This is a genomic window from Flectobacillus roseus, assembly GCF_030056595.1.
In the GTDB taxonomy this organism is placed as follows: Bacteria; Bacteroidota; Bacteroidia; order Cytophagales; family Spirosomataceae; genus Flectobacillus; species Flectobacillus roseus.
Genome location: NZ_JASHIF010000023.1, coordinates 1 through 14,732, shown reverse-complemented (window position 1 = coordinate 14,732; position 14,732 = coordinate 1). Strand labels below are relative to the sequence as shown.

8 protein-coding genes are annotated in these 14,732 nt (G+C 37.8%); 3 read left to right on the top strand and 5 right to left on the bottom strand.

The genetic code is table 11. From position 1 onward, the window contains the following. Positions 1–249: 249 nt before the first annotated feature. The 4 genes from QM524_RS21585 to QM524_RS21570 form a co-directional block, all read right to left on the bottom strand. Entirely contained in the window at positions 250–1,935 is a 1,686-nt protein-coding gene (locus QM524_RS21585) for a RagB/SusD family nutrient uptake outer membrane protein (protein WP_283346179.1), read from the bottom strand. Positions 1,936–1,953: 18 nt separating this feature from the next. After that, entirely contained in the window at positions 1,954–5,088 is a 3,135-nt protein-coding gene (locus tag QM524_RS21580) for a SusC/RagA family TonB-linked outer membrane protein (protein ID WP_283346178.1), read from the bottom strand. Between the two features lie 183 nt (positions 5,089–5,271). Beyond that, complete coding sequence (locus QM524_RS21575; protein ID WP_283346177.1) at positions 5,272–9,399, bottom strand: hybrid sensor histidine kinase/response regulator transcription factor; 4,128 nt, start codon at positions 9,397–9,399, stop codon at positions 5,272–5,274. Positions 9,400–9,619: 220 nt separating this feature from the next. After that, entirely contained in the window at positions 9,620–11,257 is a 1,638-nt protein-coding gene (locus QM524_RS21570; RefSeq protein ID WP_283346176.1) for a DUF4419 domain-containing protein, read from the bottom strand. A gap of 118 nt (positions 11,258–11,375) precedes the next feature. Here QM524_RS21570 and QM524_RS21565 point away from each other — a divergent pair, with 118 nt between their 5' ends. From QM524_RS21565 to QM524_RS21555, 3 genes are all read left to right on the top strand, one after another. Further along, positions 11,376–12,905: a M20/M25/M40 family metallo-hydrolase gene (locus QM524_RS21565; protein WP_283346175.1), complete on the top strand. Its 1,530-nt coding sequence runs from the start codon at positions 11,376–11,378 to the stop codon at positions 12,903–12,905. A 329-nt stretch (positions 12,906–13,234) separates the two neighbouring features. After that, positions 13,235–13,990 carry a DUF6882 domain-containing protein gene (locus QM524_RS21560; protein WP_095165642.1) on the top strand — a complete coding sequence of 252 codons (756 nt, stop codon included), beginning with the start codon at positions 13,235–13,237 and terminating at the stop codon, positions 13,988–13,990. 22 nt (positions 13,991–14,012) lie between these two features. Next, positions 14,013–14,357, top strand: a complete 345-nt coding sequence (locus tag QM524_RS21555; RefSeq protein ID WP_283346174.1) for a nucleotide pyrophosphohydrolase — start codon at positions 14,013–14,015, stop codon at positions 14,355–14,357. Between the two features lie 19 nt (positions 14,358–14,376). On the opposite strand, the gene QM524_RS21550 is transcribed toward QM524_RS21555, so the two are convergent. Next, positions 14,377–14,622, bottom strand: coding sequence for a hypothetical protein (locus QM524_RS21550; RefSeq protein ID WP_283346173.1), 246 nt, complete (start codon positions 14,620–14,622; stop codon positions 14,377–14,379). Between the last annotated feature and the right edge of the window lie 110 nt (positions 14,623–14,732).

Here is a 14,732-nt window from a genome sequence, read left to right as displayed (position 1 = left end):
TATAGCGGATTTGGGATTTCTGATTTCGGATACATAGAAAAATACCTTTTTTTACAAAATATAGAAGTATATACTTCCGAAATCCCACATCCGATATCCGAAATAAAAAGCTTGTCCTTGCCTAAGATTGGTTGCTCAATTGCCTACAGCTGGCGGCTTAAAGCATTCTACAAAAAATAGAGGATTTGAAAATTATCAATGATCTTAAATCATTTTCAAATCTTCAAATCCTCACATTTTCAGACTAGATTAATATCCAGCATTCTGTGTCAATTTGCCACCAGAAGCAAGGATTTCAGCACGAGGGATAGGTAGGAAATAGTGCTTATCTTCAAAACGTCTTCCTGACAACGCCTCTTTACGAGTGTAAGTATAGGTAGAACCATTTCTCGTAACATCCATACCATAAGCAGGAACGTTTTCTGTTACATTGGCAATTTTCCAACGACGAACATCATAGTAACGGTGCTCTTCGAATGCTAACTCAATTTGACGTTCTTTACGGATAGCATCACGCATTTGTGCTTGTGACAAGCCCGTAGGAAGCGCAGGCATTCCAACACTTGTTCTTCTACGAATAGCGTTTACAGCGTCATATACAGATTGATCTGGACCCGTAGCCTCATTTTGTGCTTCAGCGTAGTTCAATAAAATCTCTGCATAACGGAAATAAATCCATGGTTGTGTACCTGCAATATCCCAAGGGTTATCGATTGGTAAAGCATCGTTCATGTATTTCTTCAAGTAATAACCAGTCTTCGAAGTATTCCAGTTAGAAGGACCATCTTTACTGTCTTTACCGCCAGGAATATAACTTTGAACCGTGTTGCCTCTGTATGAAGAGTTGTTAGTCAAAACAGTCATGTAGAAACGAGGGTCACGGTTTTTGTATGGATCTTGTGGGTTGTATCCAGAAGTCGCATCATCAATAGACTTACCGTTGTTCATTTGGTACGCATCTACAAAGTTTTGTAAAGGTACGTTACCTCCCCAACCACCAAATCCGTTTGGTGCGTTTGAGATTTCTAAACACACGTGGCGCGCCCCACGAGTATACAAGCGTTCGAAAATAATTTCTGGGTTGTTTTCAGCTGTTAAGAATAATTTGTCATAACCGCCAGTGTATAATGAATATATACCCATATTCATAACATCCTTAGCTGCAGAAGCTGCCGCTTGCCAAGTTCCAGAGTTGTACAATGGACTTGCTGCATACAAAGCAATACGAGATTTAAGTGCTAAAGCTGCACCTTTAGTCGCACGACCTAACTTCCAATTTGAACTATTGTTGGCAGTAGGTAAGTCTTTACTGGCTGCATCAAGTTCAGCCAAGATATAGGCAGTAACATCTTTGATTGAAGAGCGAGTATAGATAGCAGAATTACTGAAATCTTCTCCTAACTCATATACTTTATCACCCATCAATACTACATCACCATAGTTACGAAGTAAGTCTTGATAACGGAATGCTCTTAAGAAACGCAACTCAGCTGTCAGGCGTGTTTTCATGCCTGCGCTCATGTTTACTTTTTGAACATTGGCTAATGCATAATTGATTTCACGGATACTGCGGTAACTTCTACCCCAGATAGTACCAGCGATACCTGTGTTTTCAGGTGCCAATTGACCTCTCTGAATCAACCAAGTATTATCATCGTTGTTATAAATAGACTCATCCGTAACAGATGACCACATGGCATATTCAAAACCACGTCCAAAGCCTGGAGGTGTTCCTTCTGCTTCTTTATCGGTCAAACGTACGCCCATGTAACGGTTGATTACATAAGATTCAAAAAGGGTTGAGTCGGTAAGAATCGAACTATCCGAAACTCGGTCTGTTGGTACTACATCAAGCAAATCCGAGTTACACGAAGCTGTTGATAGTAATACTGCAAACAAACAAGAAGATATAGCAATAGATTTTCTAGATTTCATTGTAATAAACATTAAAGATTAAAACTTAACATTGACACCAAGGTTCATAATGCGTTGTTGTGGGTAGAATTGTCCACTTGAGCTGTTTCCTTCTGGGTCATAATCTTTCACGCCTGTGAATGTCAACAAGTTGAAAGTGTTAGTATAAACTCTTAATTGTTTGATATTTAGTTTACTCAATAATTTGCTTGGAAGTGTATATCCAAATTCTAGGTTTTTCAAACGAACAAATGCAGCATTGTTCAACCAGAATGTACTTGGGTATAAGCCACCGTTTACTGAAGAAGATGAACGAGTGTCTACGCGAGGATACGTTCCATTTGGATTAGTTGGACTCCAACGGTTGTCAGCCCAGCTGCTGTAGAAGTTACCGATTGAACCTGATTCTGGTAATACGTATTGGCTAACTTGTGCTTGTCCTGCAAATACCAATGAGAAGTCAAAGTTTTTGTAACCTGCGTTAAACACCAAACCAAAAGTCATTTGTGGAATGTTTCCATAGTCAGAACGCACTTGATCATCTGCTGTGATTTTGCCGTCTTTGTTATAATCTTCCAAAATCAAATCACCCAAGCGAGCACCACTTAAGTGTGGGTATTTATCCAAATCAGCTTGACTTCTGAAAATTCCGAGAGATCTATACAACAAATAAGTATTCAAAGGACGACCAGTTTGACGTTGGTAATCTGGTAAACCAGAAGCCTCATCAATAAATTCTACTTTACTTTTTGCATAGGTAAAGTTTCCAGAAATCATATATCTAAAATCACCTGAATGATTGTAAGTTACGCTAGTCTCAATACCTGAGTTACTTACTTTACCAATGTTTTGGTCTGGAACTAAAGCGCCCGAACCGTAAGGGTTTACAATACCAGAAACACCTGGGATAGAAGCATTACGAGCCGCAAGAATGTCTGAACGATTTTGTTGGAAATAGGTAACTTCAGCAGATAACTTTTTGAAGATTGTAGCATTCACACCAATATCCAATTTCTTAGCTACTTCCCATGTAATATTTGGGTTTGCCAATTTTGTTAAGTCGATACCTGAGTGAATTACGTCAGCGCCGATTACATAAGAGTTATTGAACGAGTAGTTGTTGTAATACTGAAACTGACCTACGTTGTCGTTACCCAAAGTACCATAAGAAGCACGCAATTTTAAGTCATCAACACTTGTAACTTTGTTCTTGAACCAAGGTTCTTCTGAAATTCTCCAACCTGCTGAGAAAGATGGGAAGAAACCATATTGCTTACCAGCAGGGAACGTCGACGAACCGTCTACACGCATCTGAAGTTCCGCCAAATATTTTTCGTTATAGTTATATGCAACTCTTGAGATATAACTTCTTCTTGTGAAGTTGTAGCTACTACCGTAGTTGTTTTTGTCTGTAGCCGCAGCACCACCTTGCGAAAGTTCAGGAGTTGATGGCGTTGGGTAGTTCAAGCGAGAAGCTCCGAAAGTCTCTGAACGGTTTTGACTCTGCTCGAAAGCAACGAAAGCATTTACATTGTGGTGACCAGTAGCTAAGTTGTAATTCAACTTGATGTTTTGGATTTGCAATGTTGAGTTTGTTTGTGACTCAGATAACGTTGCTGCACCAGCCGAACCACCAGTTACCACTTGGTCGTATGCGTTGGTATTGCGGTTGTATGAATACAAGATGTATGGAATACTAAACGACTTTGAAAAGTTATAAGATTTGTCGATTGATAAAAATCCGTCTACGCTCAAGCCTTTTACAGGTAAGTTATAGCTACCTCTCAAAATACCATTGAATACAGTCGTAGGGTTTTTGTTAAGACCACCTAACGATGTTCCTAATACAACTGGGTTGTTATTTTCAACACCTGTAGATGGTAATCCATTTGGATAGGTAGCCACTACTGTTGGATATGCTCTGTAAATAGAACGGAATGTGTTACCTGCACTACTGATTGGATATTGACGATCTTCTTGGCGACCAGAAAGAGACAAACTTACTTTGAAATCTTTTGTGATGTTAGCGTCGATGTTCGAACGGAAATTGTATTGGTTGTATTTCGTAGCACCGTTTTTCAATAAACCGTCTTGTGAAATCATACCAATCGACATGAAATAGCGTGTGTTTTCGTTACCACCATTTACTGTCAAACTGTGTTGGTTTTGTAAAGCTACACTTTGCAAAGCCTCTTTCTGCCAGTTAGTATTTGGGTAGTTCAATGGGTCAGAACCATTCGCAAATTTCGTAATTTCATCAGCTGAATAATGCTGATTCATACCCCCTGCTGGGTTGTTGTAATAATCAATCTCGTTCAAAATTGCAGCATAAGTAGGAGCATCCGCTAATTTTGGCAAACGAGTTGGCGTACTGAAACCTTGGTTGAAGCTATAAGAAATAGTTGGTTTTCCAGTTGTACCTCTTTTCGTTGTTACCAAGATTACACCATTGGCAGCACGGCTACCATAAACTGCTGCTGATGCATCTTTCAATACCGAAATACTTTCAATGTCATTTGGGTCAAGGCGTTCCAAACCACCGATTTGCCCAGGGATACCGTCCACAACGATAAGCACGTCGTTGTTACCTGTCGATGCCAAACCACGAATGGTATAGCTCGAACCGTCATAACCAGGCTCACCACCACGGTTGTTGGCAATAAAACCAGAGAAACGACCAGCCAACGAGTTGGATAAGTTGGGCTGAGGGCTTTTCACGATTTCGCTACCTTTTACATCCGATACCGAACCTGTCAAGGTTACTTTTTTCTGAGTACCATAACCTACCACTACTACTTCCTGTAGTGACTTGGTATCTGCTACCAATTTTAGGTCAATAACTGATTGATTTTTGATTTCTACTTCCTGTGTAGCATAACCGATAAAAGTAAATACCAAGGTAGAAGCATTAGCTGGAACAGAGATGGAATATTTACCATTTACATCTGCCGAAACTCCTTTGCTAGTTCCTTTTACTTGTATGTTCGCACCCGGAAGTGCTGCTCCTTGTTCATCAAGGATAGTTCCTGTAATCTTTCTATCTTGGGCAAAAGTTGCCAATGCAGAAAGCATCATCATAAGGCATAATAAGAATTTGGTACTCGGACCAAACAGGTTTTTGATGCCTGTTTTTCCTAAGTCCTTTCCGAAATGGGAGAATAAAGGTTGTCTCATCTTTTAAATGAAAATTGTTTGATTGGAAAATTTGTGCTTTTTGACATTGAAATATTTGAAGCAAAACTAGGATTATGGAGTTATTTCGAGAGGGGGGAAATCCTTATATGGTAGGGGGTAATCAAACAAAAAGCCCTAAAATGGTAAATTTTAGGGCTTTTTTATGAAAAAATGGAGGCTATTTTAGCTTTTCTTTGGGAAAACGTCCTTGTTGAAAGTATGCTGATTGTGAAAAGGCTTGCGGTATTTTTTGATGTAAGCGGAAGGATTCATACCAAATTGTTTGTTGAATTGTTCCCTGAAATACTTACTATCATTGATTCCGACTTGGTATGCTGTTTCGGAAACAGTGTAGTCGGTCGAAATTAAAATCTCTGCTGCTTTTCGGAGCCTAATAAATCGGATAAAGTTATTAGGGGACTGCGCACAAATCGACTTGATACGATTGTAAAGACTCGACGAACTCATCCCGATTTCGGTTGCCAATACACTCACATTAAAATCCGAATCCATCAGATTTCGCTCTACGATTGTTATACATTGATCCAAAAACTGTTTGTATTCAGGAGAGATTTTTAGGTTATGGGCTTGTAAAGTTACTTCGTTGAAAAAGTACTGTTGCAAGTCCATACGGCTCTTCAAAATACTATTGATTCGAGCAATTAGAATATCTTTTTCGAAGGGTTTACTGATATAGTCATCCGCACCGACTTCAATGCCTTTGAGCTTTACTTCAGAGGAGGTACTTGCCGTCAACAGTATTACTGGTATATGATTGAGTTGCTTATTTTGCTTGATTTCGGTACATACTTCAATACCATTGAGCCCTTGCATCATGATATCACAAATCACAATGTCTGGTAATACCTCATTGACCAAATCTAATCCTTTCTGCCCATTTTCGGCATCATAAATTTTGAATTGGGGTTGAAAAATTTGTTTGAGATAGGACCTGATTTGTTCATTGTCATCAATCACCACCATCGTATTTTGTTCGCCCACAAGTTCCTCTACGCTTACCTGATTGTCGAGTTTTAGAAAGGTTTTTGTTTCAATTTTTTCTTCTTTTAACTCATTCAGTAAAGCCGATTCTGGTTTTGAATCTAGTACTATATTGTCTATGTCCAAATGGTCATATCCCTTTGGTAGGCTGATTTTGAAGGTGGTTCCTATGCCTGTTTTACTCGAATACGAAATGTCTCCTTTATGATATTTGATAAATGTTTTTGTTAAAAAAAGACCAATGCCAAAGCCTGCTGCACTGGTATTTTTGGTTTGATAAAACATCTCAAATAGCTTTTCGCCAACGTTTGTTGCAATACCTTTGCCGCTATCTTTGATATAAAAATTAACATATCGAGGGGTATCTTCAATGCTGAGAGAGACTGCTCCATCCATCGGAGTGAACTTGATGGCGTTAGAAATAAGGTTGAAAAGTGCAATTTCTATTTTCTCTTTATCACCATAAATTTCCAATTGTTCGTCAGTACAAACAAAATCATAATGGAGATTTTTCTCCTTTGCCTGATAAGTGAAGCACAAAAAGACCTCCTCAGCCAATTCTTTGACATTTAATAAAGATACCTTAAGATGGTCCCGCTCAGCTTCGGCTTTACGAAATAAGAGTAGTTGGTCTACCAAACTCAATAGCCTTCTAGCATTTCGGTATACCAATTGCAAGCTATTGGTATCCTGAGTTTCATCCTTCAATAACTCTTTTATAGGGTTGATAATTAACGTTAATGGAGTTCGGAACTCATGTGAGATTTGGGTAAAAAACGAAAGTTTTTTCTCATTTAACTCTTTTTCTTTATCGGCCTCAATTTTTGCCACCCGAATTTGATACTTGAGTTCAGCTTGATTCAGACGATAGCGTTGATAATAGTAAATCGCCGTCGCAATCATTCCCAAATAAATCAGATATGCCCACCATGTTTTGTACCAAGGTGGCAAAATGATGACATTGACAGACACAATTTTGTCTGACCAAACACGGTCTTTGTTGGCTACTTTTACTTTAAATACATAATGACCTGGTTCGAGATAGCGATAAGTAGCTGATTTTTGTTTACCAGCATAATTCCAATCATTGTCTAGCCCTTCAAGTTGATAGGCAAAGTAACTTTCGTCGGGATATGAATAATTAATAGCACCGTATTGAATTGAAAAAACTGATTGATTAGGCTGTAGTTCCACCAATGCTTCAGGATTTTGATTATCAAAGGGAATAAATTCTCGTTGAGGTACACCACTTTGATCAATGTCTTTTCCGTAAAGCTGTATACCTGTAATCAACACATTGGGCTGATAAGTAAGTACATCGATATTTTTGGGATAAAAAAGATTCCAGCCTTCTGTTCCTCCGAAACATAAAAAGCCTTTGATAGGCTCATACAACACCGACCCACCATTGAATTGTCCGTTTTGGAGTCCATCCTTTCTGTCATAATTAAAAATCTTCTTGGTTTTGGCATCAATTTTTGAAATACCAGCATTTGTGCTAATCCAGATTTGCTGATTAGGAAGTGCTTTAATCGCCAAAATAGTATTGCTACCCAGACCATTTTTTTCGGTAAATCTCGTGTAACTATTGGTATTAAATTGATAATGAATCAACCCGATTTCTTGAGTACCTACCCATAGCCCGTTATTGGCGTCATAGGCTAGACTCAATACCACTCCTGAAGGTAAAATATCTTTAAGGAGTTGTGTTGATTTTTGGGTAAGGGTATTAAACTGAATCAGTCCCACGCCATAGGTTCCGATAAGTAAATTGCCCCGATGGTCTTGAGTAATCGCCCTAACATCGTTTGAATCAAAGTTTCGTGATTTACTACTATAGTTGGTAAATGTTTGATCTTGAGGATTAAATCGGCAAAAACCTCCGCCATTGGTTCCTATCCAAATGTTTTTCTGAGTATCCTCAAAAATCACCCTGACGTCGTTGGCTCCAATACTTTTGGGGTCGTTTGCTACATTTTTGTAATTGATAAACCTGTCGCTTGTAGGATTATAGCGATACAGGCCTCCTGCATAGGATCCAAACCAAAGATTGTTTTTGCTATCCTTAAATGCGCTAAGTATGGCATTATTGGTAAGGCTTCCTTGGGCTTTACTAGCTACGTAATGCTTGATAACCTTTCCTTCTGGCGTAGTTTTATAGATACCATCTCCATCAGTACCTAGCCACAAATTTCCCTCATGGTCGGCAGTCATGCCGTAGTAGCGAAGCCAGCTTTCGGTATTTTGGTTCGTGATTTTTTTCTGAAACTGCAAAAAGCGTTGCGGACTATGGTTGAGCATCATAATACCTTCACCATAAGTTCCCAGCCAGATATTTTGGTCTTTATCTGCATATAAGCATTGCACCGAGCGTTGAGTAAGTGCCCCTTGAGGCTCTTTTACGACCTGTATCGGAAGGGCTTTGAGTTGTGGGTAACTAGGTTGTATTTTAATCTGATATAGTCCACCGTCCTGTACTCCGATGTATAGGTTTTTTTGTTTGTCTTCCAGTAGGGATAGGAAGACGTTATTACTCGAAAAATTTGTAAAACCTACCTTGGTAATACTATTGGATGTTCTGTCAAAAAAGTAAATACCGTCAAAAGTAGCTAACCATATTTGATGATTGGAGTCTTCAAAAATGCTGTTGATACGGTAATTATTGAGCAGTTCGATATTTTTGATTGGATAGGGCAGAAGTTGAGCATTTCTTTGTTGGAAAACACTGATTCCATTGGTATGGGAGCCAAGCCAAACAAGCCCTTTGGAGTCTTCAAGTGTAACCAAAATAGTATTGCTACGCATGCCCTTGGTATTGGACATACGGTAATTGATTGTTTTGCCTGTTTGTGGGTTAAAATTAAAGACCCCATGTAAGGAAGATGAAATCCATAGATTACCATTTTTAGCTTCCGAAATCGAGCTAATATCTTCGTCCATATTTTGTCCATTGTAGAGCGACTGAGGGTAAAAATGCTCCTGCGAGGCATCAAATTTCAAAAGACCTTTTCTGGAAGTAATCCATAGTTGACCACGAGAATCTTTGAAAACTGTATTGATGTAATTACCTGGTAAACTAAATTTCTCTTCAGAGTCATGACGGAAAATACGAAATGAAATCCCATCAAAACGGTTTAGTCCGTCGTCGGTAGCAACCCACATAAAGCCATTATTATCCTGTACAATTGAATTGACGATTCCGAAAGATAGACCATCTTTTGTACTATATTTTAAGGCTTTGGGAGTTTGTGGAAATTGAGCAATGGAGCTAGTGGAAAAGAACAAAAACAAGTACCATAATATTTTCATAGTACAAAAGTAAAATAGTTTTTATCGAAAAGATACAATACAAGAGGGAATTTATTGAATCCCCTCTTACTTCATCGCTTCACCAAAAGTGTTCTCCTGACGACTTGAAGAAATCTGAGGGATACACAAGCTTGTCATTCTATTAATCTACACTTATCGTTTAAGTGGTTTCAAAGCGGTAATATTGCCTCTAGAATATTTCAATTTGAAGACTAATAGCTCAAAAAGCAATCGCTACTAGACTATTTACTCGAATTTTCTTATCTGAAAGACTTTCATCTTGCATCAATTCTGAAACGGCGTCCACTGTTGCACGTGCGGGCAACCAAGGTGCAGGGAGTCTTCGTAAGGATTGATAGACAAATTGATTCAATTGTGTATTGTTAGTCTTTGAAAATGATACAGCTCCCACTTTTCCATTAACTAAAACCTCAATTTTTAAGGTATCATTTTCTAATTTGAGAGAACGCCATTTGGAATCTTTTGCCAGAGAAGTAAGTAAATATGATTTGATAAATGCCAAGCTTTTTGAGGTTGTAGCGTTCGTTTTGTAATCGTATATAGCAGAATCTAAAACGAAGCTTGCAAAATTTGGCGACCAATCATTTTCACGATGAATCATCGAGTAATCAACTGGATGGCTCTCTTTCGTTTTTTTATATTCTTTCAGACTAGCCACAGACCACGAAATGAGGGGCTCAAGAGATTTGTCTTGGTATTGAGAGATACCTAAAAAGCCACTACATAGCTGAAGTTTTGTGGTAGTTTTCTTGTTATAATTTTCCCAAGTTACAGGTACTTTCAAGATTCCTGAAGGAAAATTGTCAGTGGTAAGCGTTGACTTTAGGTAAAAGTCATCTTGTAGAAAGGGATTTCTTTTCAACACCTCCTTCATGATGATATCACCGTTCGAATTTTTTTGAGAGCTTTCCTCCATCAGCTTAATATATGGAAACAGCTTAATCATCCACCCCGAAATATAAAATCCATTGTATTCGGTGGCGTTTTTATAGATATTTTTCCAAAACTCTTGATGAATTTTGCCTTGACTAGCTTGTTTAAATTCTTCAATGATTGGAGCTAATTCTCTGTGCCAATCGTCTAAACCTAGTTGATTGAGAAGCTGTATTTTTTCTAGAATTTTTTCCCAATCTTCCTTTGTGCCTGTGATTGTAATTGAAGGTATACCACAACCCGTTTCTGCAATGTAATCGAAGCCTTTTTTATAAGCATTCAGAAGGGCAATTTGATAAGCTGTTTTGATTACTGGCGTTGTGGTAGAATAATCACCAACAAAAAAACTGTAATAATCCTGTCTAGTGTATTTGCGAGTTTTATTTGAAATATCATTTATAAAAATGTTCCAGTGCTTTGCTCCAAATTCTAGACTATCGTTACGAATCGAAAGGATTTCGGGTTTATTTTTTTCAAATAATTTACCTTTTAATGAACTGTAGTTTTCGTTGATGTGATAAGAAACTCCTTGACAAATTGTCATCCAAATGGCATCGGGTGAAAGAACCAATGGACGATGTTGGTCATAACAATATTGCAGTGTACTTACAAAACCATTCTCTTGCGAAGGGACTAACAAATAATCTTTGTGCTCCTCTGGATAGAATAACAATTCATTCCCGATAGCCTCACCAAATGCATGATCAGCAGAAAAAGTTTTCAGTGGCTCATTGGCTAGCTTAACCTCATCGACTTGGAAGGTAACTCCCTCGGGTTTTCGTAAATTATTAGGAGAGGTAAAATGGGTTGTATCGTTGGGCACAAGGGAATGTTGATTCTCTTTATTTTTCTTACAAGAGAATACTAAGAAGGCTGCAAACAGGTAGAAAATCCCTTTTTTCATATGTGGAAGACGTAAATTAAGTTTACTATTGGTGTGATTTTAAGATTGACTCTTTAAATTACCATTTTTTAGTGAAAGTAGGCGTCAATGATTCTCAATAACACAAACAAACTATCATATGAAAAAAGTATTACTGTCCTTATTATTACTTCAAAGTACCGCCATTCTTTCTCAGTCAAAACTCAATGAGCAAGTAAGAAATTATAGGAAAGCGAATGAGTTTACCTTATTGAATGAATTTAAAGGTCTGTTATCCATTCCTAATGTGGTATATGATACCGTTGGTATTCAGAAAACTGCTGCTTACATTGTCAAAATGATGGAGGATAGAGGTATTAAAACTACACTTTTGGAGGCAAAAACCAAGGGTGTTCCTCCTGCTATTTACGGCGAAGTAAACGTGCCTAATGCTACTAAAACTGTAATTTTTTATGCGCATTATGACGGTCAGCCAGTTAATCCTAACCAGTGGGCCGAAGGATTAGAACCTTTCAAGTCTGTATTTTTAGATGCTTCCTTAGAAAAAGGTGGCAAAATTATTCCTGACCCAAAACAGGGAGATATAATCAATCCAGAATGGCGTATTTATGGAAGAAGTGCTTCAGACGATAAAGCGGGTGTTTTTTCGATACTTTCTGCCTATCAAGTGTTGAATAAATTAGGGATAAAACCAAGTGTAAACTTAAAGTTCTTCTTTGAAGGAGAGGAAGAAGCGGGGTCTACTCATTTATCTGAAATTTTGGAAAAACATAAAGAAAAACTTAGCTCCGACCTTTGGATTATTTGTGATGGACCTGTGCATCAATCTGGCAAAAAACAAGTGGTCTTTGGTGTTCGTGGTGATATCGGTATGGAAATTAAAGTTTTTGCCTCTAAACGGCCTTTGCATTCTGGACACTATGGCAACTGGGCACCCAACCCTGCCAATTTACTCGTAAAATTATTAGCCTCAATGAAAGATGATAATGGTAAGGTGTTGATTAAAGGTTTTTACGACGACGTAGTGCCATTTACTGATTTGGAGAAAAAAGCTTTGGCTAGAGTTCCTTCTGTGGATGAGCAAATGAAGCAAGAATTAGGCTTTGTCCGAGCAGAAGGTGGAGGGAAATCTTTGGCTGAGTTGATCAACTTACCGTCGCTCAATATCAATGGTATCTCTAGTGCTAATGTTGGCAAAATGACTGCTAATGTTATCCCAACGTCTGCCACAGCAGCCTTGGACTTGCGATTGGTCTTAGGAAATGATGCCCAACGACAAGCACAAAAAGTGATAGATCATATCAAATCACAAGGCTATTATGTTACTCAAAATGAAAGTATCACGGATGAAGAAAGACTCCAATATCCTCTTATCGCTCGTGTGACGCTAGGCAAAGGATACAATGCTCAACGTACACAAATGAACCTGCCAATTGCCCAAAAGGTCATCAGCGCAGTGCAAAGTACCACGACTGATGAGTTGGTGCTCATGCCTAGTTTGGGTGGTAGTCTTCCCTTATTTTTATTTGAAAAGTATCTGGGCACACCTACAATTACAGTCCCAATAGCCAATCATGACAATAATCAACATGCTGAGAATGAGAATATTCGTATTCAAAACATTTGGAATGGCATCGAAACCTACGTTGCACTGATGAGATTGGAGTAATATTGTCGCTAAAAGTTTCGCAGAAAATTATATTTTGATTTGCTTATTTCAGCGAATTAAATGCATATTTTTAGGGCAAATAATCTAATAGGCTGGGTAAAATTTAAGATTATGCTTTGGGCTTTCAGGTAACGGCTTTCGGTAGTGGTTATTAAAAAACATTAGTATTAAAGCAAAATAAAATTGCATTAATACGCTAAATAGCTAGTTTGAATTCGTTGGAAATATTTTGCTGACAGCACATTGCTGAAAACCGAAAGCCAAGAAGTTGAATTTTATTTTGCCTACAAACTCATTACCGTATTCCTTAATTCTTAAATTTATAACTAATGAAAAATTCATTAAAGCACATCAATGAAATAGTCCTTACACAAGGTACCTTAACAAAAGAGGGAATTAGTTCGCTTCCTACCGACTCAGAAAACCTAATATTTTGGGATTTATTTGACAATTTTGCTCCTTTATCGATTGACAGACAAAGAGATTTTGCAGATTTGACTGAAGGTATCCCGTGGTCCTTTAATCTTGAAAAAGGAACCATCATGTTTGAAGATTATACTTTTCCGATGCAAGTGTATGGTTCGTTTTCAAAATCAAGTGGAACTTGGCTTTGGGCATGGGAAAATCAGCATTTGCAACAAACGCCAAAAATTATTGCCAATTCCCTTTTGTTAAAACAGTTGGGAGAGCGCTTTGATATTTCTCACCTTACAGTGCCTCAGTACGATTCAAATCAGAATGAGTTGTATGATTTGGGACTTATCGCTTGTGGTATGTTTGGACAGGATGGTTTTTTCTTGGCAGACTACGGGCAAGGTATAATGCTGTTAACAGTAACCTTCTCAGAGGAAATTAAGGAAGAATTTGAAGAAATAGGAATTGAGCGTGAAGTAACAGTCATTGGGGAGTTTTTGGAGCAATATGAGGTCTCTAATCAGGTGGATGCCCTAGAAGCATATCTCTATCTTAAAGGCTTTAAAGTTACCATTGCCAACCAAGAAATTTTGGCTGAGGCCGAGGGGAAATTTATGAAGATTGGTTTCAACGAAGATAATTTTCTGACATCGTTGAACACTGAACTATAAATTGTAACTAACTTCAAAACTGATGACCACCAACTCACAATCCGACATTCAGGAAATTATACAACAAATCCTCAAATTTAGAGACGAAAGAGATTGGGCACAATTTCACGATGCTCGCAATCTGGCGATGTGTCTTAACGTTGAAGCGTCTGAACTTCTGGAAGTTTTCCTTTGGAAAAATCCTGAAGAAGCTAAAATCGAGAAAATAGAGGAGGAGTTGGCGGATGTATTTTACGCGGCATTTTTATTAGCTGAAAAATATGGTTTTGATGTAAAAGAAATCATTGAGAAAAAGCTTGCGAAAAATGCTGAAAAATATCCGATAGAAAAGGCATTGGGTAGCAACAAAAAATACGATGAGTTATAAAAAAAACGGCTAGAAATTTCTAGCCGTTTTCTGATTTTTTAGCGTTGGTTTTTAACCGAGTTGTGGTAAATGAATATCCACCAATTGCTAAATCTACATTTTTCCCTGATAATGTGATGACACTTTCAATTGCTTGAATCGTAAATGATACTTTGGTGAATTGAGGGCTTTTAAAGCTTTGTGTTCTTTCTATAAATTGTTTTTTGGATAATAATGTAAGTAAATATAAATATTTTATTGTATTAAATTGATACAATGAAGTCATCTTGACTTTTTGATTTTCTTCAATGCGATGATAATAAATGCTATAAAGTTAAAACCTATCCAACTTGAAAGCGTTGTATCGAATCGATTTAACAAGGACCTGTAACTATC

Excerpts from the sequence above, each read along its gene's own strand:
- QM524_RS21585 (WP_283346179.1), bottom strand. The coding sequence starts at position 1,935 with ATGAAATCTAGAAAATCTATTGCTATATCTTCTTGTTTGTTTGCAGTA.
- QM524_RS21580 (WP_283346178.1), bottom strand. The coding sequence starts at position 5,088 with ATGAGACAACCTTTATTCTCCCATTTCGGAAAGGACTTAGGAAAAACA.
- QM524_RS21575 (WP_283346177.1), bottom strand. The coding sequence starts at position 9,399 with ATGAAAATATTATGGTACTTGTTTTTGTTCTTTTCCACTAGCTCCATT.
- QM524_RS21570 (WP_283346176.1), bottom strand. The coding sequence starts at position 11,257 with ATGAAAAAAGGGATTTTCTACCTGTTTGCAGCCTTCTTAGTATTCTCT.
- QM524_RS21565 (WP_283346175.1), top strand. The coding sequence starts at position 11,376 with ATGAAAAAAGTATTACTGTCCTTATTATTACTTCAAAGTACCGCCATT.
- QM524_RS21560 (WP_095165642.1), top strand. The coding sequence starts at position 13,235 with ATGAAAAATTCATTAAAGCACATCAATGAAATAGTCCTTACACAAGGT.
- QM524_RS21555 (WP_283346174.1), top strand. The coding sequence starts at position 14,013 with ATGACCACCAACTCACAATCCGACATTCAGGAAATTATACAACAAATC.
- QM524_RS21550 (WP_283346173.1), bottom strand. The coding sequence starts at position 14,622 with ATGACTTCATTGTATCAATTTAATACAATAAAATATTTATATTTACTT.